The sequence below is a fragment of the Domibacillus sp. A3M-37 genome (assembly GCF_024213455.1).
GTDB lineage: Bacteria > Bacillota > Bacilli > Bacillales > Domibacillaceae > Domibacillus > Domibacillus tundrae.
On record NZ_JANAVL010000014.1, the window covers coordinates 1 to 25,021 of the forward strand.

A 25,021-nucleotide genomic window follows, 5' to 3' on the forward strand; every position below is an offset into this window, starting at 1 on the left:
ACACGGCAGTTAAGCTCTTCAGCGCCGATGGTAGTTGGGGGTTTCCCCCTGTGAGAGCAGGACGCCGCCAGGCAAATTAAAAAGAACAGCTTGTAGACAAAGTCTTCACTTTGAAGATGATGTCTGCAGGCTTTTTTTTGTACAATAGAAGCATCAAAACCTTGTGGGGGGATTTGTATGCTGTCTAAGCGCCTGAAAAATCATCGAAATTAATTAGAATTTGTCGCGCTCGACCAGATTGTACTAGCTGATCATCTGGTCCATAGAATCGAGGCGGCAATTGACTTTGATTTTATTTATCGACTGATTAAGGAAGGTGATTCTTCATATACCTGCATTTGACTCTCTTTTGAGTGTATAAAAAGTACAGCACGATTAAGAGAGCAAAAGAAAATTTTTCAAAATGGTTTTCTGTTTATTTTGAGATGAAGTTCATACATTTCTCTTCCTCTGATTTTAGGATGAAGGGATGAAAAAAATACGTTCAAATCAAAAAGAAGCGGCAAGCGCCGCTTCCCTTTAATTTTCGTTCCAAGTATGAATGGTGAACACGGGGGGAGGAGTGTCGACTATGTTCTCGGTAATCAAATTGATAAGCTGCTCCCTCGCGATCAGCTTCACCCCGCTTTTTTTGGCAAGTTCGCTGGCATTTCGTGAAAACGTATTGTTTGTCACAACCCAGGCTTCACTAGCTTGGTAATACATTTTCGCAGAAAATACTTCTTGAATGGAAGAAATTCCGACCGCTTTGCTGTATCTCTTGGCTTGTACAGTGATCAATTCCTTCTCTTTTGTGATCAATAAATCTGCGCCGTAATCACCTGAAGAGGGAGTCATCTCCACTTCGTAACCCATTGCTTCGAATAACACACCTAAATAATTTTCAAATTCTATTCCAGTCATCGCATCAATTTCAGTAATGCGGGATTGAAGCAATTTTTTTCGTTTTACATGGCGCTTTTTCCATTGAAAATAAAAGATCATAGCAGCTAAAGTGACTATAATCAATAGAACAACACCTGCAGCTAGTGGATATTCGAAAGCAGAACGAAGAACGAGCAGAAGGACAAGTGAACCGAAAAGGGGCTGATTGAAAAGTACATTTGTTTTTCTTTGGTGTTTTCTTTTAGCCATGTAGTCATTCCTTTCTATAATAGTTAACCTCCGCTACATTATTCTTTTTTATTCGATCTTATGATTCATTTTTTCATAAGCTTATGTGAAGTAAGTCTCAGCGGACAAAATTGAAATAAGACTAATTTGGGCAAATTTTTCATTCATATACAGATAATAAAAGAAGTAACGGGCTGCTATAAGCAGCAGGACGTTCTCTTCTTTGTCATCTCTTTTTCTGAAATGCATTGAAATTCGCTCTTTTTTTGCCGTTTTTTTGGAGATGATGTCTGTCAAACACCACTCAGAAAGAGCAAGAAAAAATGGAATTGAAATTCAAATCACTTGTAAGGTGATTAGCCATGATAAAGAGGAGTGACAATATAAGTAAAACCGTTTGAGGCTGCCTGGGGTTTAGTGAAGTATTCACGCGTCAAGTGTCTTTGTTATATTGCAGCCACTCCTGGTACACCAGTTCAAATGTTATTTTTCGATTGTCATACGTGTTGTCCCGCAGCGAGGCAAGAAGCTCATTCGCGGCTGCTTCTGCATCTTTCTTTTTAGTAAATCCTCTTCCTGTTGTCGTTCTTCGCTGACCTGTAGCCGGATCTTTTCCGATGTCCAGCTTGAAAAGCCATTTTTCTCCCTGTTTCGTCTGATACTTTAACAAAGACAGAAACAGGCGGCAGTCTGGACCTTTTGCAACAGACCCCTGCTGTAACAACCACCTTTTCACAAATCATGGGGATATAAAAAAGAGAACCGTCTTTTCTTTCTTTTCCTCTTGTGCCCCCTGTTAACTGGGCTGTCGAAAAAGGGATATTTTTCATATTTTTTGAATAAACTTCCGCTTTTGTAGAAAAGATAGGGGTTACGGGGGAACGACGCCTTTGTTTTATGAGAAAACAGCAAGGCAAAAATCCCCGGCATCTATTTGCATCGGGACACCTAGCACACTACGTAAAAAAGGAGGTGCCTCTTATGAAATACGTACTCACGTTGCTGCTTATGCCGGTTTTTATGGTGCTGTTGCCGGTTTTTGCGGTACTGTTAAGTACTGGGGGGTTAAGCTTATCCTCTATAGTGGAAGAATGGTCTTCTTCCAGCCTGTTTGGAAAAATAGAATCCTTTGTCGCTTCTGAAAATACAGGCGGGGAGAAATCCGGTTTTTGGGGTGAACAGACCATCAGCAAAGAAACCCTTCACTCGTTTTCCGTGACGGAATGGGGCAACTTTACCCATCACGAAAAAATGCGTTTTGTTCAAACTGCGCTACCTGTTTATGAATTAACCGGCCAGGCTGTTTTAGACAAACCGGAAGGGTTTATCAGCATGATGGACACACGCTATGAAGGCTATCTGACCAACAAAGTCGACCTTGGCGAACATACTGACCTGTCTGAACTCTCGCTTTTTCATGAAATGGAATTAGCGGGACAGCGAGACGGCCGGCTTGAGCAGCGAGACGACCATTAAACCAAGGATATGCATGCTGCCATCAAAAAAGACCTTGCAAGGATACTTTTATCAAAAGTACCATAAGGTCTTTTTTGCTTTGGCTGTTTTCTAAAAGATTGTTGTTTTTAAATATGAAAATTTATTAAATTACCATAATATGTTAAATTGTGTTATAAATCTTAAGGTAAGATTTATCTAAACAGTATTAAGGAACATATGTTAGAATTACAGAAAATGGGGGTGTAATAATGAGCGAAGACAAAGAAACACCTGAAAGAAGAAGAGAAAGACTAAGACAAGAAGAATTAAAAAGAAACCCAACTGGAAATATGAACGATGCGTTTAATAGGGCTGAAACTGGAAACCTTGCTGATTTAGTAGGTAGTTTAGGCTGGAAGGGTACTGGAATACTTATCCTTGTTATCATAATAGGTTTTATAGCCGCATCAATATTCTTAAAGTAAGGAGACCTCTTTTTGGGGTCTTTTATTATGCACTTCTTAACAATTTCACAGTTGTATAATTTGATTTTTGACACGCTGAAATAAGCATTTGCTCAACACCTTTATCGAATGTTAAATCCTTTCCTAATTCAAGCCAACGGAACCAATAGTGAAAGGTATAATTAAATTGTTGTAGGGAGGGGGAAATGAATTTAAAAAACCTTTAGCTTTTTTATCGAGTGCAGTATTTGCACTGGGCATTGTTGCGCCATTTGCCGAGGCAGCATCATTTAAAGACGTACCAGAGAGTTACCGTTTTTATGAGGTAGACTTTTTGAATGTAGGACAGGGTGACGCCACTCTACTTGGGTTTCCAAATAGCCAAACCATGCTAGTCGATGCCGGCCGATCTGATGTTGCAATCAATGAAGCCGTGAATGGATTTGGTCCTGGTTTTACGGTGGATACCTTTGTCGCGACACATCCAGATGCTGATCACATTGGCGGAGCAGACGCCGTGATCACAGAATTTGGCGTAAAAACAGTCATCGATCCTGGCCAGGACCATACTACGCAAACCCACCTAAATTACTTAACGGCTGTTCAATCAGAAGGAGCTGCATTTAAAATTGCTCAAGAAGGACAAGATCTTTCGCCAGATCCATCTGTTTCGGTAAAAGTCCTTCATGTCGACAGTGAAGCAGCGGACTTAAATGAAGGCTCTATTGTATTAAAGGTCACTTACGGAGAAATCGATTTTTTGCTAACTGGCGATGCAGGCATAGAAGTGGAAAAAGAACTCCTGGCTAAGTATGACTTGAGTGCAGAAGTAGTCAAGGTTTCTCATCACGGCTCAAGTACAGGAATATCGGATGCTTTCTTGGCAGAAGTTCAGCCAAGGCATGCAGTGTTGTCATATGGGGGAAATAATCCATATGGACATCCACATTCAGATATCTTAAAACGCTTATTTCTTTCTAATATTCTTGTATGGTCAACACCAGAAGGCGATGTTGAAATGTGGACGCAGGGAAATGACCTTCATATCGACCAAGGAATCGATGAAGAACCAACAAAAGAAGATCCTGATGAATCAACACCGATTGATGATAGCCAAATTGAAATTGCCAGCAAAGATTTAGACGGAGAAACCGTTGGAATTAAAAACAGCAGCACTCAGAATATTGATTTGTGCGGCTGGACGCTTGAGAGTGTTCAAGGCAGCCCATTCTATAATTTCCCTGATGGCTATATTCTTGAAGCAGGCAAGACCAATTATATTACATCTGAATCGGAATTTTGTTTCTATACACTAGGTTCGATACGTGGCCAGATGCTACAGGAGAAAATCATCTATCAGAATGGTCCGGTAACTTTTCTCTGTTTTTGGTGTTCTCGTTCCATATTTGTCCCGGGTCTTATTGACGTTTAAGGTCTTTTTTTCAAAATCGATATCATCCCACGTTAAACCTAATGCCTCACCTTTTCTGAGACCAGTGTAAGCGAGCAACAGAATCAGCGCATAATCTGTATGGTGATCCAGCTGTTTAGCTTCAGCCAGAAACACTTTTAACTCAGCAGCTGTCAAAAAGTTGTTTTTAGATTTTTCACCCAGATCCGTAATCGTAATTTTTGAAAAGCGGTTGCGGGGAAGCATTTCATTATCTACCGCTGCATTTACCGCAATTTTAAAAATCCGGTGGAACAATTGGACGGTTCCAGGCGCGTGCGATTTTAACAACTCGTTCATGAATTCACGCTTATATGTTGCTTTATCCAATTTTTGCAGACGATAGTTGCCGAGAAGCGGTTTTATATGCAATCTGATAGCCATTTCCCGCTGAATTTGAGAGGTAATTTCCCACTCGTTTTTATGCGTTTCATACCTTGAATTACCCCCAGTTACTCTCTACGTTCGTTGAACATGGGGGATTCCTAAGTAAAGAAACCTATCGGTTTCTAATTCATTAGGCTACACCCGTCATTCCGACGGTTGGCAGTACAAACGACTTTGTAGCAAGTCTCCTGCGGTCAATCAAGTGGTATTAATGTGCCATCGCTAACTCATGAATATTCCGGGAAGCGTTGATGTCGGCATTCTCGGAATGACCGCAGGAAACACAAATAAATGCGGCTTGTGTTTGACGGTTTTCCTTCGCTGTATGACCGCATGAATGGCACTTCTGAGAAGTGCAGTGTGGATCAACAGCAATGACCTGTTTGTCATACCATGTCGCTTTGTATTCCAGCATTGTACGGAACTCGGACCAGGAAACTTCGCTGATTGCTTTGGCTAATGTACGGTTTTTCAACATGTTGGATACTTTTAGATCCTCAATCCCGATCACATCGTGGTTTTTAATGATTTCGGTTGTGATTTTCTGCAAGTAATCAGTACGTGCATTTGCAATTTGTTCATGGATACGTGCCACTTTGGTTCGTTGTTTTTGCACATTTTTTGCTTCTGATAACGGTCTTTTCTGCTGAATGGCGAAGCGTTGACGTCGGGAAAGAATGCGTTGTGCTTTCACCAGTTTTTCTTCTAATTTGCGGAAAAACGTAGGGTTTTTGTACACTTGTCCATTCGAAAGAATGGCGAAGTCTTTCAAACCAACGTCTATACCAACAGTAGAACCTGTTTTTTCCTTCTCTTTTACTTCCGTTTCAACAAGAAGAGAAACAAAGTATTTTCCAGAAGGGTTTTTTCGCACCGTTGCATTCAGAATACGACCTTCTACTTTGCGGCTGTTCACAAAACGAACCCAGCCCAGTTTCGGCAGCTTTAAACGGTTCCCGGAGATACTGACGTCTGGCTGCTGATTTTTCTTTTCAATATTGGTCGTGTAAGATTGGACTTTGTTTCGTTTATTTTTAAAACGCGGAGCATCGTTCTGTTTCTTGAAAAAACGGTCAAAGGAATCCGAAAGGTTTTTTAAAGAGGACTGCAAAGCATGGGCATCGACTTCTTTCAGCCAGATCAATTCTTTTTTTAAACTCGTAAGCTGGTTGGAGCAAGCACTGTAAGAAAGACCCTTTCCAGTCGTTTGAAATCTTTCGTTCCACAACGATAAAAAACGATTGAATACAAAGCGACTCGATCCAATTGTTTTGGCCATTACTATTTCTTGTTCTTTATTTGGATACAAACGAAATTTATACGCTTTATTGACTGACATTAATTCATACCTCCAATCCTTCGATTTTCAATATTATTAAGTATTATTTTATTAAATTTGGAATAAAAAACAAAAGCTTGTGCTTCGCAAACCGACATTCACCCCGCCACTTATCATTGGTCTTCGCCCATCACATGATTGAAGTGGGGGTACTCTTTCGGTAAAATCTGATAGATCCATCCAGTCAGCCACAGTCAATTGGTCACTTTCCACACTTTTTATGTCCCCATTCAAAATAGACGACTTTACCTCCAGTAATGCTTTTAAGCACTCCTTTTCAGTAGAAAATCCCTGTGAAGATTTCTCACGCCGGTTATTGAATGCGTCGTAATAACGATAACGGTAACATCATTTTTTCTTTCCATTTTTGTCAAAGTAGTAATATACGTCAGGTTCTTTTTTCGATTTATATTTTTTCATTAGTTTCTCCTCCGTAGCGTGGCAGGCGCGTATACGAGAAGATAAGTAGGGCACCACCTCCTTAAAGAATAAGCATAGGTGAATCTTAATGTACCTATGCAATCAGCAAAAAGAGACAATTGAGAGACAGTAGCTGTGCTCAGCATGGGAACTATAGCATGAATTGTACCTAAATCATGCTGGGAAATATGTTCAATCTTATTTTCTGTTGGATTGGTATTGTTCCAAACGGTACTCGCTTAATTTTTTGGTTCTGTTAAAGCTTGTTGTTTATTTTGACAGTTAAATAGTGAACTGTATTTTCAGCTTTAAGTTACTCCAACACCTTTGATACAGCCGTATTTTCGAATTCGAAATTTGAATTTTAACACGGCCAAAAACAAAAGCATTTATTAAGGAGTGGCTAATTATTTTTAAATACATAAACGACAGGCATTATCAACATACTAGATAATGTTAAAAATTTATCAAATAGGTGGTGTTAAAATGAATGAGAAACTGCATAAAGAGAACGAGCTTTGGAATAAAATTGCCTTACTGCGTGAAAAAATGGTCCGTATTGCTACAAATAAAGGTTTAGATTTTCTTGATGAAGAAGTTTTATCTGTGAGTCAAGAGTTAAACGAACTTTTAAACGAATATGAAAAGTTAATACATGGAAAATAGAGAAATCTTATTGCCATCAAATTTTGAATACACTCATGTTTCATGGAAATCTAATAGCAGTGGGGTTTTCATATATTAAAGTCAACATTGGCCTTTAACACAGCCAATTTTTTAGAAATATTTTCGCCTTCAATTCATAATGCAAATCGCCAGCTTTCATATAAATCCTTTTAAATATAGGAATGTTAGGATCAATCTTGTCATCAACCTCAATGCCAGCTTCGCGAAGTAATTTTGCTCGACGATCTCTTTCAAATTCAGATTCCATTATTCACTCTTATGTAAGAATGTTTGTTCTGTTTGATTATAAAAGAAAAAACCTGTCTCAAAAAGGGACAGGTTGGGTGAGAACTAGAATTTTATTTAATTATCTTTCGCCATCCATCTTTATCGCGGTCGTGCTTCGCATAGTAAGCAGGGAAGGCTAGCTCGATTTTACAATTTCTTCGAATGATAGGTCTGAGTTTTCAACTACCGGAAGGAGAATAGAGAAGCTTGTGCCTTTCCCTGGTTCACTGTCCACATTTATTTCACCACCCATGGCTTTCACGACGCTATAGACAACCATTGTTCCAAGCCCGGTGCCTATATCTTTGGTTGTGAAAAAGGGGTTTCCTAAACGTTCAAGCTGCTCCTCATTCATTCCGATCCCTGTATCTGCTATAGTGATCATGGCATTATCCCCAGATCGCTTCAGCCCTATTTTTAGCTTTCCTCCCTGGGGCATTGCTTCAATCCCATTTTTCACGACATTTATAAGGCACTGATGAACTTTTTCCTTTTCACCGACAATATAAATATTTTCTTCCAAACTCACTTCAATTTCTACATTATTCATCATAGCGTAAGGCATAGTAAAATTTTTGATGTTAGTTAATTTTTTATGTATGTCCAATATCCTTATGTTCTCTAATGAAGGTTTTGCAAAGGTAAGATAATCCGTAATAATCGTCTCTGCGTTCTCCAAAGCCTCCAGTGCGGTTTCAACATATCCATTTTTATCTTGATCTGTAAGACCCGGCTCACGTAATAATTGAAGAAATCCTTTTGTAACCGTCAAGGGGTTTCTTACTTCATGAGAAATGCTTGCTGCTAATTCACTGACTGTCTTTAGCTTTTCAAGCTTGCCGATTTCTTTCGCTAGAAGGGCATCCTTTCTTAATGTTTCATTAGAGAATACAAAGAAGATAACCCCAATAGATTGAGTGATAAGGAAAGAAATAAGAAACATAAAGGATTCCGAGGTAAGGTCTGCTATGATCAAAAAGCTTACTATCACCTTAAAAAGCAATCCAAAGAGAGACGCTAATGTGGCGAGATATACTCTTTTTCTAATAGTAACAGCCTTATTAAACTTGGGAATGATGTACCACAATGTAAGAAACAATAGAAAATATGTGATTACAGCTACTTCAAAATTAGGACCTAAATAAAAGCGATAGGCCAACAGAGTAAAGAGTAAAAAGGCAGCAACTCTTCGCCCTCCATATAGTGCCCCGACGATAAAAGGCACTTGTCGGAAATCAACAGTATAGCCGGTAGTGAACATGATAGGTAATGTCATACATAGAACGATGGAGATACCAGAGACAAGAACAAGGATAATCTCATTGGTTAATTTTCTCGTTTTTCTTTCAATGAATTTAAAATAAATTGAGAAACAAAAATAAACTAAGAGAATTTTTAATAAAATGGTTTCAATATTATCAAATAAGGTACTCATTAATTATCTCCAGTCTCATGATTAATTCATATTACTTTTACAACACCTGTGCCGGCTGCTAATACTGCTTAAAAGACAGGGGAGGGATCACTCTACAATTTCATCTTCGCAGAGCTTCCATTTAAATAAGATCAAATTATGTAGGGTAAGCGCTTCCTTCTATTTTCCTATAAAAAAAGATAGAATTCTACATGATTTATTCGACAGATATCGACAATGTGTTTGCTTTTTAAGCAATAAAACAAAACCCCATCTCATACAAGGGAGGGATAGAGTGAGAAATAAAGATTTATTATATGTAGTTCCTTATGGAAAGGTACCCCCACAACAATCACCCTAGCTCCTGATTCTCTTTATAAAAAAGAATAATATTGATTTTCTTATAGCACTAACGTGGCAGGTTAGTGCTATAAGAAATTGAGCTGGTTCGTCACAGTTAAAAGCATTAGAAGACGTAGGAAAAGTATTAACTCGTTCTTCTGCAGCAGTTGGATTTCGCTGGAACATCAATAAAATGTAATAGATTTTTTAAAAAATTTAAAACAAATACATGTTTTTATCAATCAAATATATTAAAATAGGAGAAAATGCCCGGATATTAGCATCGCTTTAAAGTATCTAGTTAGCGATAAAAGGAGTTTATCATGGAAGTTAAATGGTTTTCAGTAAAGAAGAAGCTGATATTATTTTCGCTCCTTCTTTTATTAATTCCCCTTTCCATTATTATGTTTTTTGCGAACGGAAAGGTCCGGGAAACGACTGAACGGGAGTATGTGAATTCCAGTCTGAGGGAAATCGAAAAAGTGGATAATGCGATCTCGATGTACTTTAAGGGAATAAAGGAGGATTTGAATACGCTGGCGACTGACCCGCGGATGCTGAAAGCGGACAGCAGCATAATGACATATAAAGATATTAAAGGGAATGGCCCACTCGTCCAGATGACCCCAAGCAAAAATGGGGCAGTGGAAAAGGAGATCTATGAGGCCTTCTCCCACTTTGGAAAAAACCATCCGGATGCAACGTATGTGTATATGGGCACTGAGGAAGGCCGTTATGTCCAGTATCCTGAAGGGCCCACGCTCCCCGGATATGATCCAAGAATGCGGCCCTGGTATGTAACGGCCCTGGAGGACCCTGGCGAAGTATTGATGACAGGTGCTTATACATCATCGGGATTAACCCATAAAATAGTCAGCAATGTCGTCACGATTGAACGCAATGGCAAAAGAATCGGGGTCATGGGGCTGGATGTCAGTTTGGATGGGCTGACGAGCCTGATTCAGGATGTGAAAATAGGCGGAAGTGGGTATGTGATTCTGACGCAAAGCGATGGCACGATTATTGCGCATCCTAAAAAGCCCGAATTGAATCTTGAATCAATTTCTGAATTGAACATTCCCGAGTTGGGAGCGATCGGGCAGGATGGCACCTTTGAGGCAAAAGTAGACGGCGAAGAATCCGTTTTACATGTTATCACTTCGGAAAATAATAACTGGAAATACATATCTATCATTGAAAAAAAAGATTTGGCGGCATCTGCGAATCAAATTGGCCACAATCTTTTGATCATAGGCTCTCTTGTTGTTATCATCGCGATCGTCATTTCTGTATTTATCATCATCCGTTTTACGAATAATTTTAGGAAATTGGCGAAAGAGATGAGGAAGCTGGAAAAATTGAAGACAGTCAGTGAAATAGCCGCGAGCATCTCGCATGAAGTGCGCAACCCTTTAACTGTAATCAAGGGGTTTCTGCAGCTGTTAAAGGAGAGGAATCTTACTGAGGAAGATAAGATGATGTATCTCGCGATTTCGCTGGATGAGCTGGAGCGTGCCGAACATATTATTACCGATTATCTGACCTTTGCGAAGCCGTCGCTCGAGAACGTAAAGGTATTGGATTTGGCTAAAGAATTGGATTATGTTTTAACGGTTGTAAGCCCATATGCAAATATGAATAATGTACATATTGAAGTATCCTGGGAGGAAAATTTGTATATTTCCGGAGAGGCCGCCAAGCTTCATCAATGCTTGATTAACGTAATCAAGAATGGGATTGAAGCGATGCCTGAAGGGGGACAGCTCAGTGTCTCTTTAAAGAAAACGGGCTCCAAAGCATGGCTAAGTGTTACCGACAGTGGAACAGGGATGAGCGAGGAGCAGCTGGAGAGGCTGGGAACGCCTTTTTACACAACAAAAGACAAAGGCACAGGACTTGGCACCATGGTCGTCTACAGCATTGTTAAAGCCATGGGCGGAGAGATTAAGGTGAAAAGTGAAGAGAATAAGGGCACTAGTTTTACAATTGCCCTTCCAATCGCGCAAAATAGTCAGCCTAAGGATGGGAGGTAAAAGAAAAAAGGAGTGAGCGGAATGTATGTGGCAGGCCAAAGGGAAATGCAGGAAATGGACAGGTATACGATAGAGGAGATCGGATTGCCCAGTGTGGTGCTGATGGAAAATGCGGATGCAACGGTGGCGGAGGAGGAAATAACGGCGGCGACGGGTTTGTAATTGCGAGAAGACTTCTGGATTTTTTATGACTTTAGAATGAAAGAATAATAAAATATAATTGTTTGGTATTAAACTAAGAGTCCCTATTAGTCCTGGATACTGTTGATATCCAGATTGTGAAGGATTGTACTTAAACTCCCATGTAAAAACGAGTTTCCTTACATAATCTGTGGTGCAGTGGTTGTGTTGCATGGATGGCTAACGGGTGCTTAAGTTGAAGAAGGAATAAAGCAAAGGACCAAAAACGGTCCTTTTTCTTTTGAGAAAAAATCAATATTATCGTTTAAAAGAGCCTTTTGTTAAAACAAAACCGCCATCATAAAAGAGAAGGAGAATTATACATAACGCCCATCATCTGAATCTCATAAAGCGCAAGCCGTTCTTCTGCGAATTGATATTCAACGCCAAATGTATGTGCAACCTCGGCAATAGCCCATTGTTTGCGGAAAGGTAGGTCAATTTCTTGGAGCATAAAAGTCGGTATACAAAAATGAAGGGCAAATGTACTTGCTTGCCACTCTTGCAGCTGAACGAAAGGGAAGGGCAGCTCTGTTTGGTTGCCTGTGTGGCGTAGCAAGTGGCAAACTTCATGAGCGAAAGGTAGCTATCTTTTTCGTTCGACAAATAACGACAATAGTTAGAATTGAATGATCCGATTGTATGTTCTTTTTCATTTTGAAATAAAACCCCATCTCATAAAAGAGAAGGGGAGGCAGACACTACTTTACAAGGTTTTTAAATCACTTCAGCCGATGGAATAAAAACTGCAAATCTTGTACCTTTTCCAGGTTCACTGTCCACAAGTATTTCACCATCCATAGCCTTTACCGTGCTATAGACAACCATCGTGCCAAGACCGGTGCCGATATCTTTTGTTGTAAAAAACGGGTTTCCTAAACGTTCGAGCTGTTCCTCATTCATTCCAATACCAGTATCTGTAATTGTGATCATAGCACTGTCTTCAAATCGCTTCATGTCGATTTTTAATGTTCCACCCTGGGGCATGGCCTCAATCCCATTTTTCACAATATTGATCAGGCACTGGTGAAACTTTTTAGCTTCACCTGCAATATAGAGAGATTCTTCTAAACTCACTTCAATTTCTACATTATTCATGGCGGCATAAGGTTTAACAAACTTTTCGATGTAAGTTAGCTCCTTATGCAAATCTAAGATCTCTACATTTTCTAATGAAGGTTTGGCGAATGTAAGATAGTCCGTGATCGTTGATTCCGCTTCATCCAAAGCCTCCAGAGCTGTTTCAATATATCGATTCTTCTCTTGATCTGTAAGACCAGGCTCACGCACAAGCTGAATAAATCCCCTTGTAACCGTTAAAGGATTTCGTACTTCATGAGAAATACTCGCAGCTAATTCACTGACCGTACGAAGTTTTTCAAGCTTCATAACTTCCTTGGAAAGCAACGCATCTCGTCTGGTTCTTTCGTTAACAACCACAAAAAATACAACACCTATTAATTGCAAAAACAAGATAAGAGTAAAAGCAATAAGGAAATCCAAAGCTGGTCTTTCTGAATAAAATAGAAGCATCATTGCCATCCTGGCTCCTACTCCAAATAAAGTAGCTAATACGGCAAGTTTTACTTTTCTTTGCAGATTAACTGTATTTTTGAAGTGTGGAACGACAAAGCATAATGAAATGAGCAACAGAGAATAAACAAAGAGAGCAATGTGAAAATTAGAAATGTCTAAGTAAAAACGATACGTCAGTAAAACCAATACCAATACAAAAGCGACCCTGCGCCCTCCATACAATGCACCAATGATTAAAGGGACTTGGCGAAAATCAAGGGTAATGCCTGAAAAGTTGAGGACGGGAAAACTCATACACAAAATAATTGACACAGCAGAAACAAGAGTGATAATAATCTCATTTTTTAGTTGGGTTGTTTTTCTTTCAATAAACTTGAAATAGAAAGTGAAGAAAAAATAAACAACAAAGATGTTCAATAAAAGGGTCTGAATGTTATCAACCAAGGTATTCAGCTTCTTGCCTCCAGTCTCATTTATCAATTCATATTACTTCTACCACTTCTTCGCCAGCCGCTAGTGTGCTTAACAGGCAAAAGGAATGGTTCAATCGTTCACGTTGATATAGCTTGTATTTTTAATGAAAACGACGATGTAAGGTAGGTATTTCCTTCTATTTTCCTACAATAAAACAATGAATTCTACATAATTACTTCGACAAATATCGACAAGATAATTTCTTTTTAAGGATAAACTTATATGAAGGAAGGGGTATTCCCCCCATACATAACGCCCATTATTTGAATCTCCCACAGAGCAAGATGCTCTTCCGCAAAAGAATACTCTACATTGAATGACTCTACAGCTTTATTGAGGGCCAATCGTTTATCAAAAGGCAGGTCCAATTTTTCAAGCATAAAAGTCGGCATACAGAAGTGGAGGGTGAATGTCTTAGCTTGCCACTCTTGCAGCTGCACAATAGGTAAGGTATAGGAATTGTCCTAATAATAAAGCTCTCCTTTCATTGGAAATTTATTGTACTTCATATTTTAATTTTCAGTGCTGTGATACGGGTTTTTTAATAAAAATGTGCATAATAAACCAGTCAGTCAATAGATTCGGACAAATTAAGGATACGATATATAATTATTTTGAGGTGATAAAATGGAAAAAGCATTAATGGATGTACATATTGTCGTTACCGGTGCGTCAAGCGGTTTAGGTTATGCCATGTCAGAAGCACTTCTAAGTGAAGGGGCAACGGTAGCTTTAGCATCCCGTCCAGGACCAAAATTAACTGAAGCCATAATAAACCTTAAAGATAAGGGATATTCTACGGTTTTTGAACTTCCATTGGATGTTAGATCGGAGGGATCTGTTGAAGATGCGGTGAAATGGGTAAAAGCGGAATGGGGTAAAATTGATGTCCTTGTAAACAATGCAGGCATTGGGATGAGGACGGTAAACCCAAAGTTTCTTACAAAACCGCAGCCATTCTTTCATGTATCTCCGGAAGAGTTTCGAAATTTAATGGATACAAATGTGACCGGCTATTTTCTGACTTCCCGAGGATTCACCCCTCTAATGGCGGAGCAAGGAAGAGGAAAAATTATAAATATTTCGATGAATTACGAAACAATGAAAAGAAAAGGATTCGTTCCATATGGTCCGTCACGTGCTGCTACTGAGTCTCTGTCCTATATTATGGCGGAAGACATGCGAGAGTATGGTGTATCGGTTAACATGCTCCTTCCTGGGGGCGCCACAGTAACAGGAATGATACCTGATGAAGTGAAAAAGGAACTGGAAGGAAAATCCCAGCTTTTGAAACCAGAAATCATGGCAAAACCAATTGTTTTTCTTGCCTCGGAGCAATCTGAAGGAATAACAGGTGAACGAATTGTGGCAACCGAATTTGAAAGCTGGTTAAAGGAAAGAAGAAAATAAATAAAGAAATAAAGAAATAAAGAAAATTGGGTTGAACCACTTTTAATAAAAATACCAACAAACCCTCCTTGCTTAAGAAGGGTTCAGTTTGTCGACAAAAGGCATTCCGAATAAGCCTATTCGGATGCCTTTTGTTCTTTTTTATTAATTTTTTACTGACCAAGTCCTCTCTCAGTCGGTATCCGGCAAATTTAGTTTTTCCAGCATAAAAGTAGGAACATAAAAACGATAAGCAAAAGCTTGGGTCTGCAACTCTTGCAGCTGAACAAAAGGGAAGGACAGCCCGGTTTGATTCCCTGAAAGGCTTAAAAAGTAACATAATTCATGCGCGAATCCAGTCTCTTTTATTGTTCAGTCAATTCGCTGTGGAGTAGAACAGAATAAAAGATACCCAACCATATCACAAATAACTGCAAGCTTCTCTTTGCAAGATTGAAGCCGACTGCCATTAACAGCCGGCCTTTTATTATTGACCATTGTAAATAATTGAATCGTATCACCGATTTATCGGGCAATGGGGTTTTATTTTTTTGTACTTTCCACAAATAGGTTTTTAAACAAACCCCTCTAGAACAACCTTGCCAATCGTCCGGTTGCTCTCCAATAACTTATGGGATTGACGAAGATTCTCTGCTGAAATGGGCCCAAGCACTTCGGCGAGCGTTGTCTTCAATTTTTGATGGTCCACTGCATCAGCGATGCGATTAAGCAACCGGTGCTGCTCAATCATATCATCCGTTTCATAAAGCGAGCGTGTAAACATGAACTCCCAGACGAAGGTGACACTTTTTTGCTTGAGCAGTGTAAGGTCAAGCGGAGAAGTAGGATCATCAATTGCACAAACGACCCCTTGGGGAGAAACGGCTTCGCTGATGCCAGCCCAGTGTTTCTCTAAAGCATTCAGGCAGAAAATGTACGGAACGTTTGGAAATCCAATTGCCTGAAGCTGTGGAAGGAGCGGGTCATGGTGATTAATGGTATAGTCGGCGCCCATTGATTTAATCCAACTGACAGTTTCTGATCGGGAAGCAGTCCCGATTACAGTAAGCCCAGCCTGTTTTGCAAGCTGAGTGGCAATGGACCCTACACCCCCGGCTGCCCCAATGATCAGCAGGGCTTTTCCTTCGTTGGCACCTGGATCTTGGGAAATAGACATTCGGGTAAATAACGCTTCCCAAGCTGTGATAGAGGTTAGGGGAAGGGCTGCCGCTTCCGCGAAATTCAAGGAAGCGGGCTTGCGCCCAACGATTCGTTCGTCGACCAGATGGTATTCACTGTTTCCTCCTTGTCGTGCAATACTGCCAGCATAAAAAACTTCATCCCCCGGACGGAACAATGAGCATTCCGGCCCCACATCTTCAATAATTCCTGCTACATCCCAGCCTAAAATTTTAGGAACTTCTTCAACTCTGTCATTAGGCGCCCGCACCTTGGTGTCAACCGGATTGACCGATATGGCGACAACTTTAACCAAAATATCACGACCCGTCGCTTTTGGTTTCTCTACAACTACATCTACCAGGCTTTTTGGATCTTCAATTGGAAGGTACCGGGTTAGTCCTACCGCCTTCATTGTATCCATGATAAACCACATCCTTTCTTTAGTAGTATACCCTCTGAGTAGTAACTTAAAATGCTGCTGCCTTAACTTTAGATAGACCTAACTTATTGAAGAACCCCTGCATCACAAAAGAGAAGGAGAAGTATACATAACACCCATCATTTGAATCTCATAAAGCGAGAGACGATCTTCTACGAAACGATATTCTACGCCAAATACTTGAGATACCTCGGTAATAGCCATCTGCTTATGGAACGGCAATTCAAGCTCCTGGAGCATAAAAGTCGGTATACAAAAATGAAGGGCAAATGTATTTGCTTGCCACTCCTGCAACTGAATAAAAGGGAAGGGCAGCTCGGTTTGATTACCTCAGTGTCTTAATAAATGACAGACTTCATGAGCAAATTCCTGCCATTGTTCAGTTTTCGGCAAGTTTTCATTAAGCCTGATCATCATAATACCGCCGATCTCTGCACACTTGCTTTTCTTATGACTATATCCCACCTCAATGTTGAGCCTCCTAGCAATTAGCTCTATATCTAGCTGATCAGGAGAAGTAATTAATATTTTTGTGTATAAATTCTCAATAAAGTCTTCAAGATGGGATTTTACATAGGTCATAAGGGACGCCTTCTTTCCAATTTACAGTTATAGGAATGTATGTTCGGGACAATTATACAATAAAATTCTGTCTATGGAAAGAAAGATTGATGAAATTCACATATCAATAAAATGAAGAGGATTAAGCAAAACTGGTATGTGGTGAAGATAAATCAATTGAGCAGTTATTACCGGTCATAAAAATGGCATTAAATATATCAAAAGGGACCTAAACAAATTAAACCTCCTAAAAAAGACAGAAGAGCATGCAGAGGAAGAACAGTGAAAATTAGCTTTTTAATTAAGTGAAGAAAGCAAATGAAAAAACGTGTCAGCTATGATAATACTGCTAGGCATTTAGCAATGCAGTTTACAGTAGCCTGTTACAAACCTTTTAAAAAGATAGAAACAAGAAACCGTTTGGAAATTTGTCGGAAGAATGAAATAGAGGTTAAAAACATGTCGATTTTCGCAGATAATATTTCCTCTTTAGAAGAATACAATTATCAAGAAAGAAGAGAGACAGCAGAAGACTACGATATGGGGGAGTTGGATGACCTCGATGCTGAAGAAGTCAGAGAAATAGATGCAGTTCCAGGAGATCCTGTTAAAGTCTATGAAACAGCTGAAGTTATTGCTAAATTAAATGCTTCTCCATATATAGATAACGAAGATAAGAAGGCTTTGCTGAAGAAGCTTCAGAAAGATGAAATTAAATTTAAAGTCGATACAACGTTTGATGAAGTAGTAGAGGATCTAGAGGAATATACTCTTTTTTAAACAGAGTATAAAAGAGATGTTTAACGATTAGTTGAAAGCCACTGCTTAGTGGCTTTTTAGCAATTCCAAGAAAGTACTTTTATTTCTCCTGCAGGGTGTAAGTATTCCTTATAAGTAAAAAATACTTTGTAAAAGTGTTCTGTTAGTAGACCGATTCTAACTAAATGAGCGATTTTGCTGCTTTTTGCTGCTGCTAGCGTTGTAGAATCATAAAATAAAACAAAGCTGGAGGGGTAAGGAATCCAGCTTTGTTTTTTAGTTGCTTTTTCAGAAGTAGGAGGAAGCAAATATGAAAAATAATACACGCTACAGCGTGTTATTTTTGTTTAATCCTCGTTTTTTGATGATCTCCCAAAACTCCTGCAATTCTTCAATCTGTTCCTCTGGTGAACCGACCATTTTTTAGAAAGAAGTTAAATCAGCATGCTTTTTCGTATTTTGGTACAGGTCGGAAGGGATTATTCCATCTTCAGACAGTATGTATTCATGATATTTCATTAACATGGTTTTAATTGAATTAGACATTCGTTTTTCATCATAAGCACAGACTACAAATAATCCCTGTTCACGGATCATCCGATTTGCTTCATTTTCATACTCTTGTAGCAATGTTAAACCTTCTCCCTGGTCACTCCATTCAGCATGTGCCCAGATTCGAAAGGAAACCTTCTTCTCATAGAAAGGTTTTAACGCTCGAGAAAGATAGTCTAAAACTGCCGGCGGATGAAAACTCCCGCTTGAAAAATAAAAATCAAAATTATTGATAGTGTGTATATGTGTTAGTTGATCCTTAGTTAAAATATTTTTCAACTCTTTGTACATTAAAGAGGTTACCCTTTCGTTTTCGATAACCAAAACATGTTCGCCTTGCTTAATGGCTGAAAGGATGTAGGAAGCAAGGTTATTTATATAAGGCCGTAACTCAGTCATGCTATAAAAAATATGGACGCTGTCGTTCTCCTTAATCAATTTGGAAAATTCGTTTTCCATTTTATCACCCCTTAGCCTGCTTTTTAGTCTGGGTAATTCATACATATCATAAAAAAAGCAACGACGTATATGTAAAAATAATACACGCCGCAGCATGTTATTTTTTATGTAATCCTCGTTTTTTGATGATCTCCCAAATCTGCTGGATTTCCTTCAACGGATCTATCATTTTAACTTGAAGGCTGCCTATAAACAGAATTTTATCCCTTCAACAATCCCGTCAATTTAGCAGTAGAGGGTTAAACCAAAGACTGTATTCCGTATAAACCATAAGTAGGGAGGGAAACCATTTTTACGGGATTATATTTTAATCCGTGAGAAGGCTGCTCAAATGCGATACGTGCAAGCTCACGAGTTAACTCAGCTACGTTCATAGAATCCATCTCTTCCAAATTAAAAAAGCCAGCACCGTCTACCTCTACATTATCCGGTTTTGGATCTCCTTCGACATAATCCATTAAAAATACAAGATAAACATTATGCACCTCGCGAGGCATATCTCCTATTGCTATAATTCCATTCACTTTTGCAGTAATTCCTGTTTCCTCGACTACTTCACGAATAATCGTTTTTTCAATAGTTTCATGTTGTTCGATATATCCACCGGGATTAGTCCATAACCCCTTGCCTGGATTTTGAGATCGGCGAACTAGCAGGATCTTTTCATCTTTTAATATAAGTGCGCCAACACCAATACTATAATTCCCCCAAAAGACGTAACTGCAACTAGGACATGCTTTCCGATTCTCTCCGCCTATGTTGCGAATTTCTAATTGATGTCCACAAGACAAACAATAACGAACCTCCATGATTTTCGCCCCTTTAATTAAAATTCTGACACTTTTTTATGTATAAAATAATACACGCCGCAGCGTGTTATTTTTTATTTAATCCTCGTTTTTTGATGATCTCCCAGAACTCCTGCAATTCTTCAAGCTGTTCCTCTGGTGAATCGGCCATTTCCTTGAAGAAAACATTCAGCCTTGGATTGCTGAAGAATTCCTTCATTTCTTTTTTATCAGATTGAGCTGGGTTAAAATGTGAATCGGAGGTGCCCAGTAAATAGTCGGTCGAACACTCAAATATTTCGGACAACTTTTTTACATCAGCGTGATCTGGATTAGTATAATTTCTTTCCCAGTTTGAAATCACTTGAGGAGAAACGCTAATCTTTTCAGCTAATTCTCTTTGAGTTAGGCCGATTTTTTTGCGCAACTCCCTAATCCTATTGTTTATAGACATTTCGAGAGCTCCTTTCGACTAAATTTTATCACCAACTAACGGATTTGGATATGAAACTAACGGTATTTGAGATAAATGTGATAACTTTTGTTGGCAACAACGGAAAACGTTAGTCGGATTGGGGGTGATCATATGGTAAATGAAAATGTTGCTGAAATACGAAAAGCAAAGGGTGTTACAAAAACACATCTCGCTAACGCTCTTGAGTTATCTTTACAAGGATACAGATATCCAGAATCTGGCGAAACAAAATTAGATGTGGAAAGAATTAAAGTAATCGCAGTTGTTTTGGATGTTGAAGTCGCTGTTTTTTTAAATGATAAACTAACGGAATCCGTTATAAATGAAATGTATTTAAAAAAGCAAGTCAGCTAAGAAAGGAAGGTGATCCAGAATAGAGGCGCTTTTAAGCCTCACCTTCCACAAACGGCGAAATTTGCTGTAAAAAAACCGTTCTTTATGTAGAGTGATTTGTTCTTATTAGAGCATATAGGTTATTTTGCCGGCAATGCTAAGCAATTATTTAAGAAAATTATACCAGTTTACATGCACCTTCGAAATGCATTCAGCAGTACAAAAGGGGGAGTTTGAGTGACCATCGGAAAAGTATTTGCAGAAGGCCGAAAGAGAGCAGGTTTATCGCAAAAAGACCTATCTGAAAAAGATGGTGTCCACTACTCAAAAGAAGCAATTGGAAAGGCGGAGTTAGGCACACGCAACTTGCCAAAAGAGCTTTATCCAAAGTTAGCAGGAGCGATTGACGATCCCCAGACTTATTTTGAAGTGTGGGAAGAAACAACGGGATTTGTCAGTATCCCATACCTTGATGGTGCAGGCATCGTTCATCAATCGGCTGCGATGGTTCACTTCGTCAGGACAGAAACGGTGGAAGCCATTGAGCATGTTGAAAAAACATGCTGGTTTAAGCCTTCTGATCAACGGAGTGAGTTGGAAAAGGAAGAGGTTCAACGAGTGATTATGGAACTGCTTGATGCAGCTACCAGCATGCTGAATCTTGTTGCAGCACTTTGCAAGGAGAATGGTTTTTCAATGAAAGCAGTATTTAGGCAGTGGAGGGTCAGCCTTAAGGCAAAAAAGTATGAAAAGTAAGGAGTGAAAAACATGGAATTCGCTCAAATCAATGTAGATCAAAAAGAAGTCAAAAGATATATCAATGAAAAATTAGATGAAATCATCCACGAAACTTTTTTCATGTGGGACCTCGATCAAATGGAAAAGAGAACATGTATGAGTAAATCGTTTCTTGAAGCAGCAGGAAAAAGACGCTGCTTTTAAACAGTACTTGGACGAAGCTCGGCAGCGGTTTGATGCAGAAGAAAAAACAGGTGGTGATGCGGCATGAACCGATCAGAAGTTTATCAATTGCTGAAAAATCATTATGAGAACATCGGCAAAGAAATGAGCACGGTTGAATTAATCGTTGAATTAATCGTCACTTACGGAAAAACAGATCCAGCAGAGGTATGGCTGGCAGCCGGATGTTTGAAACATATCTAAATCAGCAAGGGAGGAAAACGGCGTGACACCAATCGCAGGCTATGAAAAATTATCCGACGCTGAACAGAGGGTGTTCATCAAGGCTCATCAAAAGCATTTATCATCATTAACAAGCAACGAACGTGATCAGTACGGGCTTGGAAGCGTCGTGAAGGTGCAATCTAATCCGCAGGAAGCAGCTATTGATGTTCACTTCCTAAACGGACAGAACCGGCAGTATACAGCGAAAGGAACGTGGTACTGATGGATTATACACGCCACAAACGTATGACATGGCTGTCGCGGCAAATGCTCATACAGAGCTAAAAAAAAACGTCCTTCAAAGAGCGGGAAAGGATGATCAGCATTTGACCGAAACTGTGAAGGAGCGAATGAAATGTTTGGTCCAGGCGACATTATCACAGGAGCAAAAAATTTTAATGAAGGTATGTTAGTAGAAATCGTTGAGATCCGCACAACAGGATATACTTGGAAAACTCTTTGTTATGACGAACTGTACAAAAGTGACTTTACGGATGATCCATATTGTGAAGATTGGAAACTGAAACAGTAGACCGAAACTATGCAATAAATTAATGGAGAAAAAATCCCTATTTTTATTGTCCACTTCTAGTTGTGCTTAAAGTGATGATTAACAGAATTAGTGATATCCGGGCAAGTCTGTCTTCAGTAACTGTTTTGAGTAAAGCTACTAGAACTATTCCCAGAATGGGATTCTCTTCAAGTAACAGAATGGTGATAACATCCAACAAGGAAATAACGTCATCAGTAATATCATGTTCTTGTAAACTCACTATTTTCACAGCCTTTCTTTATTATCATTATATTTTCGCTTAAAAATATGGTGTGTTTCTAGTACCTAGCGTTGATAGGAAATTTAAATGAAATTAATTCACAGTGTGAGACACAAACAGTAAAGGAGTGAAGATGATCGATTTAAACGACAAACTTGAAGAATGGAAGCGGCAAATGGAGCAAGCGGAAGAATATAATTTGTTCTTTGACAGACATATGGTAGCCGAAATGATTTCAATAATCGAACATCAATAAAAAGAAATTCAAACTTTCAAGGTGAAGGGATTGAAAAAATGGCTAGAGATTACGCAGAGGAAGCATTAGTAGAGTAATCAACAGTTCGTCCAAAATGCGAGGAGGAAAGAATTTGCCAATATTAACTTTTCCATGTCCCAAGTGCAAAGAGCGTATGGGATTTGATTATGATTTAAGAGATGCTGTAGATAACAAAAAAATCCACTTATTTATATGAAGAATTGGAATGTGAGAATTGCGGGAAGAAACCTAAAACAGTTCCTTGGATAGTGGCCTTTGATGAAGAAGAGGAAGAGGTCGTTGCATTTGTTTAATTATCAGTACATCCAGAGTTTGTAAAGCATTAAAGCCCTACTAAGAAGTAGGGCTCCAAAACATCATTCTTTGATTCGGTTTCCGTTGACCCACCAATCGATGTGGTCTAAATCAAAAATGAAAATTCCACTAACCGGTTTTTTGTGAGGAAGCTTTTTTTGAGCAATTAGGTCTTGAATTTCCTCATGAGTTAGTAGGAAGTCGATCGAATCAAGGTAAGGAATTAAATTATTTATGCCTTGGATCCTTCTCATTTCATCACCCCCCACCAAAATTTCTCTTTACCATAAAAGGAGTAGAGAAAAATTCGTGTAAAGGATCAAATGATTGAATCTATAAGCATATATACCCCTGTTAAAAGTAGATTACACATGTAAATGACTAACAGTACATTCAATATGCGTCGTAAGGAGGGTGTAACATGCTGCAAGGAATATGCCTTGATTCAGAGATTCTACCAGTGGGAGAGACATTCTTTCTTTTTCCGGTCGGAGATGATCTTGTTTATGCATCCAGATTCCCGCGTAAAAGCGCGCATACGGGTTGTTTTCAAAAGGACAGGTTTCAGATCATTGAAATGATTGAACCGGTAGAATGGCCGCCAGAACCGACAAAAAGGGCGGTAGAGGTCGAACTGAATGTAATTTATACAGCGAAACTCATTTCGCGCTGGAAAAGTAGCAAGAAGATGATTGGTCAAACTTACTTCGTTATAGCTCGCGGATCCGGATCACACGTTGATGTTTACGAAACAGACGATTTAAAAGGGATGCTTGCCTGTTATCCGGTTCACTGGTTTGAAAGTTTCGAAGCAGTCGATCACCCGGAAGAAATCGAAAGCGTAGAAACCGCATCAGAGCCAGTCGTTGAAGAAGATATTTTCGTTGCTCCAGAAGAACCAACATTTTTCGAACAAATGAAACTATTTTAAAGGGGTGGCAGCCTTGACAAGAATAGGCGGTTAGATAGGAAGTAACCATAATGGAATACACGAAAGCAGGATGAAGGAGAAAACGATAATGACTCAATACCAATACCACATGGCGCAGGCAGCCAATCACGAAAAAGCCGGCAACCTGGTCCGGGCAGAAATGCATTTGGACATGGCGGATCAGTGCAAGCAGTAATCAGCAGTTGACCGAAACAGTTCAAGAAAGAATGGGAAGGAGTAAAAAGTTAAAAAATCCCTTTAAAGGGATTTTTATGGAAGAGGTTAGGGCTTCTGTTTATAAAATGTCATAAATTCCTGAATGGACTGTACAATTCCTTCAGCTTGAAATGTAAGCAGTGAGAAAGCTGATAAAGAGAAAAAAGCAATAGGGATTAAGCGAAGCCAATGCATTGTATCCCCTCCATTTCTATATTTCTAGGTAGTGAAAGAATCATACTCCTGAAATATAAATTGATCAAGTGTAAAGTATTAGACTCGCTTGCATTTCTTACCTTAATCGCTTTATTAATTTGTCCAAAAAATATTGGTCGTTAACGTCCTTATTAGCACTAATATCAGTACTAATATTAGTGCTAATATTAAAACTAATATGCATTCGAAAATAGTCGGAAGGAGGACTGTAACATGCTGCAAGGAAAATGCCTGTATCTGGACATTCTGCCGACGTATGAAACGTTTTATCTTTTTCCAGACGGAAACGATCTTGTTTATGCATCCAGATTCCCACGAAAAGGCGCACATACGGGCTGTTACGAAAAGAAGCACTTTGATATCAAGGAAATAAATGAAACATCAGAACGGAAGCTAGAGCCCCCAAACCGAACGGATTCTATCGAATGCCAAGCAATCTATTCCGCAAAACTCATTTGGTGCCGGGAGCATTCAAAAGAAATGGTTGGAAAAACCTACTTTGTCATAGCGCGCGGATCTGGAACACATGTAGAAGTGTATGAAACGGAAGATCTAAAAGGAATGCTTGCCTGTTATCCGATTCACTGGTTTGAGAATTACGATTCGCCAGAAGAACCGGTGTTTTTTGAACAAATGAAACTATTTTAAA

At 39.2% G+C, this 25,021-nt stretch carries 27 protein-coding genes, 1 rRNA gene and 5 pseudogenes; 17 read left to right on the forward strand and 16 right to left on the reverse strand.

The features are described from left to right. Positions 1–73: ribosomal RNA gene (rrf, locus tag NLX67_RS23450) — 5S ribosomal RNA — on the forward strand; the annotation flags it as partial. Between the two features lie 446 nt (positions 74–519). Here rrf and NLX67_RS16935 read toward each other — a convergent pair. Together NLX67_RS16935 and NLX67_RS16940 are read right to left on the reverse strand one after the other, a co-directional pair. Continuing rightward, a complete protein-coding gene (locus tag NLX67_RS16935; RefSeq protein WP_254312669.1) occupies positions 520–1,134 on the reverse strand; it encodes a restriction endonuclease in 615 nt (204 codons plus the stop codon). Positions 1,135–1,546: 412 nt separating this feature from the next. Beyond that, positions 1,547–1,837: an Arm DNA-binding domain-containing protein gene (locus tag NLX67_RS16940; RefSeq protein WP_254312670.1), complete on the reverse strand. Its 291-nt coding sequence runs from the start codon at positions 1,835–1,837 to the stop codon at positions 1,547–1,549. A gap of 257 nt (positions 1,838–2,094) precedes the next feature. On the opposite strand from NLX67_RS16940, the gene NLX67_RS16945 reads away from it, so the two are divergent. Both NLX67_RS16945 and NLX67_RS16950 read left to right on the forward strand, forming a co-directional pair. Beyond that, a complete protein-coding gene (locus tag NLX67_RS16945) occupies positions 2,095–2,589 on the forward strand; it encodes a hypothetical protein (RefSeq protein WP_254312671.1) in 495 nt (164 codons plus the stop codon). A 230-nt stretch (positions 2,590–2,819) separates the two neighbouring features. Then, positions 2,820–3,035 carry a DUF6366 family protein gene (locus tag NLX67_RS16950; RefSeq protein WP_254312672.1) on the forward strand — a complete coding sequence of 72 codons (216 nt, stop codon included), beginning with the start codon at positions 2,820–2,822 and terminating at the stop codon, positions 3,033–3,035. A 25-nt stretch (positions 3,036–3,060) separates the two neighbouring features. On the opposite strand, the pseudogene NLX67_RS16955 reads toward NLX67_RS16950, so the two are convergent. Next, positions 3,061–3,183 (reverse strand): annotated as a pseudogene (locus NLX67_RS16955) (IS1595 family transposase); the annotation flags it as partial. A 165-nt stretch (positions 3,184–3,348) separates the two neighbouring features. On the opposite strand from NLX67_RS16955, the gene NLX67_RS16960 reads away from it, so the two are divergent. Continuing rightward, the gene (locus NLX67_RS16960) at positions 3,349–4,446 is read left to right on the forward strand and encodes an MBL fold metallo-hydrolase (RefSeq protein ID WP_254312673.1); all 1,098 of its coding nucleotides are present in this window, start codon (positions 3,349–3,351) and stop codon (positions 4,444–4,446) included. Here NLX67_RS16960 and NLX67_RS22880 read toward each other — a convergent pair. The 3 genes and pseudogenes from NLX67_RS22880 to NLX67_RS23265 all read right to left on the reverse strand — a co-directional run. Next, a pseudogene (locus NLX67_RS22880) lies at positions 4,354–4,899 on the reverse strand (tyrosine-type recombinase/integrase); the annotation flags it as partial. The gene NLX67_RS16960 and the pseudogene NLX67_RS22880 overlap by 93 nt on opposite strands. Before the next feature lie 160 nt (positions 4,900–5,059). Further along, positions 5,060–6,190: an IS200/IS605 family element RNA-guided endonuclease TnpB gene (gene tnpB, locus NLX67_RS16970; RefSeq protein WP_309143144.1), complete on the reverse strand. Its 1,131-nt coding sequence runs from the start codon at positions 6,188–6,190 to the stop codon at positions 5,060–5,062. A gap of 51 nt (positions 6,191–6,241) precedes the next feature. Beyond that, positions 6,242–6,523: pseudogene (locus NLX67_RS23265) on the reverse strand (Arm DNA-binding domain-containing protein); the annotation flags it as partial. Positions 6,524–7,096: 573 nt separating this feature from the next. Here NLX67_RS23265 and NLX67_RS16975 point away from each other — a divergent pair. Beyond that, positions 7,097–7,276 (forward strand): aspartyl-phosphate phosphatase Spo0E family protein, encoded by a 180-nt coding sequence (locus NLX67_RS16975; protein ID WP_254312675.1) that lies wholly within the window; start codon positions 7,097–7,099, stop codon positions 7,274–7,276. Positions 7,277–7,370: 94 nt separating this feature from the next. On the opposite strand, the gene NLX67_RS16980 is transcribed toward NLX67_RS16975, so the two are convergent. Beyond that, entirely contained in the window at positions 7,371–7,544 is a 174-nt protein-coding gene (locus tag NLX67_RS16980) for a hypothetical protein (protein ID WP_254312676.1), read from the reverse strand. Positions 7,545–7,700: 156 nt separating this feature from the next. Further along, positions 7,701–8,999: an ATP-binding protein gene (locus NLX67_RS16985; RefSeq protein ID WP_254312677.1), complete on the reverse strand. Its 1,299-nt coding sequence runs from the start codon at positions 8,997–8,999 to the stop codon at positions 7,701–7,703. Between the two features lie 644 nt (positions 9,000–9,643). Here NLX67_RS16985 and NLX67_RS16990 point away from each other — a divergent pair. Both NLX67_RS16990 and NLX67_RS16995 read left to right on the forward strand, forming a co-directional pair. Next, the gene (locus NLX67_RS16990) at positions 9,644–11,353 is read left to right on the forward strand and encodes a sensor histidine kinase (RefSeq protein WP_254312678.1); all 1,710 of its coding nucleotides are present in this window, start codon (positions 9,644–9,646) and stop codon (positions 11,351–11,353) included. Between the two features lie 21 nt (positions 11,354–11,374). Next, the gene (locus NLX67_RS16995) at positions 11,375–11,515 is read left to right on the forward strand and encodes a hypothetical protein (RefSeq protein WP_254312679.1); all 141 of its coding nucleotides are present in this window, start codon (positions 11,375–11,377) and stop codon (positions 11,513–11,515) included. A gap of 316 nt (positions 11,516–11,831) precedes the next feature. Here NLX67_RS16995 and NLX67_RS17000 read toward each other — a convergent pair. Together NLX67_RS17000 and NLX67_RS17005 are read right to left on the reverse strand one after the other, a co-directional pair. Beyond that, positions 11,832–12,101: pseudogene (locus NLX67_RS17000) on the reverse strand (ImmA/IrrE family metallo-endopeptidase); the annotation flags it as partial. Positions 12,102–12,250: 149 nt separating this feature from the next. Then, on the reverse strand, positions 12,251–13,549 hold the full coding sequence (locus NLX67_RS17005) for an ATP-binding protein (protein WP_254312681.1): 1,299 nt from the start codon (positions 13,547–13,549) through the stop codon (positions 12,251–12,253). 621 nt (positions 13,550–14,170) lie between these two features. Here NLX67_RS17005 and NLX67_RS17010 point away from each other — a divergent pair. Next, complete coding sequence (locus tag NLX67_RS17010) at positions 14,171–14,953, forward strand: SDR family NAD(P)-dependent oxidoreductase (RefSeq protein WP_254312682.1); 783 nt, start codon at positions 14,171–14,173, stop codon at positions 14,951–14,953. 553 nt (positions 14,954–15,506) lie between these two features. On the opposite strand, the gene NLX67_RS17015 is transcribed toward NLX67_RS17010, so the two are convergent. Both NLX67_RS17015 and NLX67_RS17020 read right to left on the reverse strand, forming a co-directional pair. Continuing rightward, complete coding sequence (locus NLX67_RS17015; protein WP_254312683.1) at positions 15,507–16,535, reverse strand: zinc-binding alcohol dehydrogenase family protein; 1,029 nt, start codon at positions 16,533–16,535, stop codon at positions 15,507–15,509. 102 nt (positions 16,536–16,637) lie between these two features. Continuing rightward, positions 16,638–17,135, reverse strand: a pseudogene (locus NLX67_RS17020) (ImmA/IrrE family metallo-endopeptidase). 297 nt (positions 17,136–17,432) lie between these two features. Here NLX67_RS17020 and NLX67_RS17025 point away from each other — a divergent pair. Further along, entirely contained in the window at positions 17,433–17,894 is a 462-nt protein-coding gene (locus NLX67_RS17025) for a hypothetical protein (protein WP_254312684.1), read from the forward strand. A gap of 402 nt (positions 17,895–18,296) precedes the next feature. Here NLX67_RS17025 and NLX67_RS17030 read toward each other — a convergent pair whose 3' ends face one another. The 3 genes from NLX67_RS17030 to NLX67_RS17040 all read right to left on the reverse strand — a co-directional run bounded on the left by NLX67_RS17030 (position 18,297) and on the right by NLX67_RS17040 (position 20,126). Continuing rightward, entirely contained in the window at positions 18,297–18,884 is a 588-nt protein-coding gene (locus NLX67_RS17030) for an MEDS domain-containing protein (protein ID WP_254312685.1), read from the reverse strand. A gap of 239 nt (positions 18,885–19,123) precedes the next feature. After that, on the reverse strand, positions 19,124–19,693 hold the full coding sequence (locus NLX67_RS17035) for an NUDIX hydrolase (protein WP_254312686.1): 570 nt from the start codon (positions 19,691–19,693) through the stop codon (positions 19,124–19,126). 67 nt (positions 19,694–19,760) lie between these two features. After that, complete coding sequence (locus NLX67_RS17040; RefSeq protein WP_254312687.1) at positions 19,761–20,126, reverse strand: helix-turn-helix domain-containing protein; 366 nt, start codon at positions 20,124–20,126, stop codon at positions 19,761–19,763. Positions 20,127–20,258: 132 nt separating this feature from the next. On the opposite strand from NLX67_RS17040, the gene NLX67_RS17045 reads away from it, so the two are divergent. The 6 genes from NLX67_RS17045 to NLX67_RS22890 all read left to right on the forward strand — a co-directional run bounded on the left by NLX67_RS17045 (position 20,259) and on the right by NLX67_RS22890 (position 22,694). Further along, the gene (locus tag NLX67_RS17045; RefSeq protein ID WP_254312688.1) at positions 20,259–20,501 is read left to right on the forward strand and encodes a helix-turn-helix domain-containing protein; all 243 of its coding nucleotides are present in this window, start codon (positions 20,259–20,261) and stop codon (positions 20,499–20,501) included. Between the two features lie 216 nt (positions 20,502–20,717). Continuing rightward, on the forward strand, positions 20,718–21,236 hold the full coding sequence (locus NLX67_RS17050; RefSeq protein ID WP_254312689.1) for a helix-turn-helix domain-containing protein: 519 nt from the start codon (positions 20,718–20,720) through the stop codon (positions 21,234–21,236). Between the two features lie 249 nt (positions 21,237–21,485). Continuing rightward, on the forward strand, positions 21,486–21,644 hold the full coding sequence (locus tag NLX67_RS17055) for a hypothetical protein (protein WP_254312690.1): 159 nt from the start codon (positions 21,486–21,488) through the stop codon (positions 21,642–21,644). A 22-nt stretch (positions 21,645–21,666) separates the two neighbouring features. Then, positions 21,667–21,888, forward strand: coding sequence for a hypothetical protein (locus NLX67_RS17060; RefSeq protein WP_254312691.1), 222 nt, complete (start codon positions 21,667–21,669; stop codon positions 21,886–21,888). 132 nt (positions 21,889–22,020) lie between these two features. Further along, the gene (locus NLX67_RS17065; RefSeq protein WP_254312692.1) at positions 22,021–22,197 is read left to right on the forward strand and encodes a hypothetical protein; all 177 of its coding nucleotides are present in this window, start codon (positions 22,021–22,023) and stop codon (positions 22,195–22,197) included. 374 nt (positions 22,198–22,571) lie between these two features. Next, positions 22,572–22,694, forward strand: coding sequence for a hypothetical protein (locus tag NLX67_RS22890; protein WP_256519951.1), 123 nt, complete (start codon positions 22,572–22,574; stop codon positions 22,692–22,694). Positions 22,695–23,071: 377 nt separating this feature from the next. On the opposite strand, the gene NLX67_RS17070 is transcribed toward NLX67_RS22890, so the two are convergent. Beyond that, positions 23,072–23,263 carry a hypothetical protein gene (locus NLX67_RS17070; RefSeq protein ID WP_254312693.1) on the reverse strand — a complete coding sequence of 64 codons (192 nt, stop codon included), beginning with the start codon at positions 23,261–23,263 and terminating at the stop codon, positions 23,072–23,074. A 167-nt stretch (positions 23,264–23,430) separates the two neighbouring features. Between NLX67_RS17070 and NLX67_RS17075 the strand changes: the two genes are divergently transcribed. Together NLX67_RS17075 and NLX67_RS17080 are read left to right on the forward strand one after the other, a co-directional pair. Next, the gene (locus tag NLX67_RS17075) at positions 23,431–23,940 is read left to right on the forward strand and encodes a hypothetical protein (RefSeq protein WP_254312694.1); all 510 of its coding nucleotides are present in this window, start codon (positions 23,431–23,433) and stop codon (positions 23,938–23,940) included. 645 nt (positions 23,941–24,585) lie between these two features. After that, a complete protein-coding gene (locus NLX67_RS17080) occupies positions 24,586–25,020 on the forward strand; it encodes a hypothetical protein (protein WP_254312695.1) in 435 nt (144 codons plus the stop codon). Position 25,021 lies beyond the last annotated feature (1 nt).

What these genes read in the sequence shown, in the direction of transcription:
- NLX67_RS16935 (WP_254312669.1), bottom strand. Translation starts at nt 1,134, where the DNA reads ATGGCTAAAAGAAAACACCAAAGAAAAACAAATGTACTTTTCAATCAG.
- NLX67_RS16945 (WP_254312671.1), top strand. Translation starts at nt 2,095, where the DNA reads ATGAAATACGTACTCACGTTGCTGCTTATGCCGGTTTTTATGGTGCTG.
- NLX67_RS16950 (WP_254312672.1), top strand. Translation starts at nt 2,820, where the DNA reads ATGAGCGAAGACAAAGAAACACCTGAAAGAAGAAGAGAAAGACTAAGA.
- tnpB (WP_309143144.1), bottom strand. Translation starts at nt 6,190, where the DNA reads ATGTCAGTCAATAAAGCGTATAAATTTCGTTTGTATCCAAATAAAGAA.
- NLX67_RS16975 (WP_254312675.1), top strand. Translation starts at nt 7,097, where the DNA reads ATGAATGAGAAACTGCATAAAGAGAACGAGCTTTGGAATAAAATTGCC.
- NLX67_RS16980 (WP_254312676.1), bottom strand. Translation starts at nt 7,544, where the DNA reads ATGGAATCTGAATTTGAAAGAGATCGTCGAGCAAAATTACTTCGCGAA.
- NLX67_RS16985 (WP_254312677.1), bottom strand. Translation starts at nt 8,999, where the DNA reads ATGAGTACCTTATTTGATAATATTGAAACCATTTTATTAAAAATTCTC.
- NLX67_RS16990 (WP_254312678.1), top strand. Translation starts at nt 9,644, where the DNA reads ATGGAAGTTAAATGGTTTTCAGTAAAGAAGAAGCTGATATTATTTTCG.
- NLX67_RS16995 (WP_254312679.1), top strand. Translation starts at nt 11,375, where the DNA reads ATGTATGTGGCAGGCCAAAGGGAAATGCAGGAAATGGACAGGTATACG.
- NLX67_RS17010 (WP_254312682.1), top strand. Translation starts at nt 14,171, where the DNA reads ATGGAAAAAGCATTAATGGATGTACATATTGTCGTTACCGGTGCGTCA.
- NLX67_RS17015 (WP_254312683.1), bottom strand. Translation starts at nt 16,535, where the DNA reads ATGGATACAATGAAGGCGGTAGGACTAACCCGGTACCTTCCAATTGAA.
- NLX67_RS17025 (WP_254312684.1), top strand. Translation starts at nt 17,433, where the DNA reads ATGAAAAAACGTGTCAGCTATGATAATACTGCTAGGCATTTAGCAATG.
- NLX67_RS17030 (WP_254312685.1), bottom strand. Translation starts at nt 18,884, where the DNA reads ATGGAAAACGAATTTTCCAAATTGATTAAGGAGAACGACAGCGTCCAT.
- NLX67_RS17035 (WP_254312686.1), bottom strand. Translation starts at nt 19,693, where the DNA reads ATGGAGGTTCGTTATTGTTTGTCTTGTGGACATCAATTAGAAATTCGC.
- NLX67_RS17040 (WP_254312687.1), bottom strand. Translation starts at nt 20,126, where the DNA reads ATGTCTATAAACAATAGGATTAGGGAGTTGCGCAAAAAAATCGGCCTA.
- NLX67_RS17045 (WP_254312688.1), top strand. Translation starts at nt 20,259, where the DNA reads ATGGTAAATGAAAATGTTGCTGAAATACGAAAAGCAAAGGGTGTTACA.
- NLX67_RS17055 (WP_254312690.1), top strand. Translation starts at nt 21,486, where the DNA reads ATGAACCGATCAGAAGTTTATCAATTGCTGAAAAATCATTATGAGAAC.
- NLX67_RS17065 (WP_254312692.1), top strand. Translation starts at nt 22,021, where the DNA reads ATGTTTGGTCCAGGCGACATTATCACAGGAGCAAAAAATTTTAATGAA.
- NLX67_RS22890 (WP_256519951.1), top strand. Translation starts at nt 22,572, where the DNA reads ATGATCGATTTAAACGACAAACTTGAAGAATGGAAGCGGCAAATGGAG.
- NLX67_RS17070 (WP_254312693.1), bottom strand. Translation starts at nt 23,263, where the DNA reads ATGAGAAGGATCCAAGGCATAAATAATTTAATTCCTTACCTTGATTCG.
- NLX67_RS17075 (WP_254312694.1), top strand. Translation starts at nt 23,431, where the DNA reads ATGCTGCAAGGAATATGCCTTGATTCAGAGATTCTACCAGTGGGAGAG.
- NLX67_RS17080 (WP_254312695.1), top strand. Translation starts at nt 24,586, where the DNA reads ATGCTGCAAGGAAAATGCCTGTATCTGGACATTCTGCCGACGTATGAA.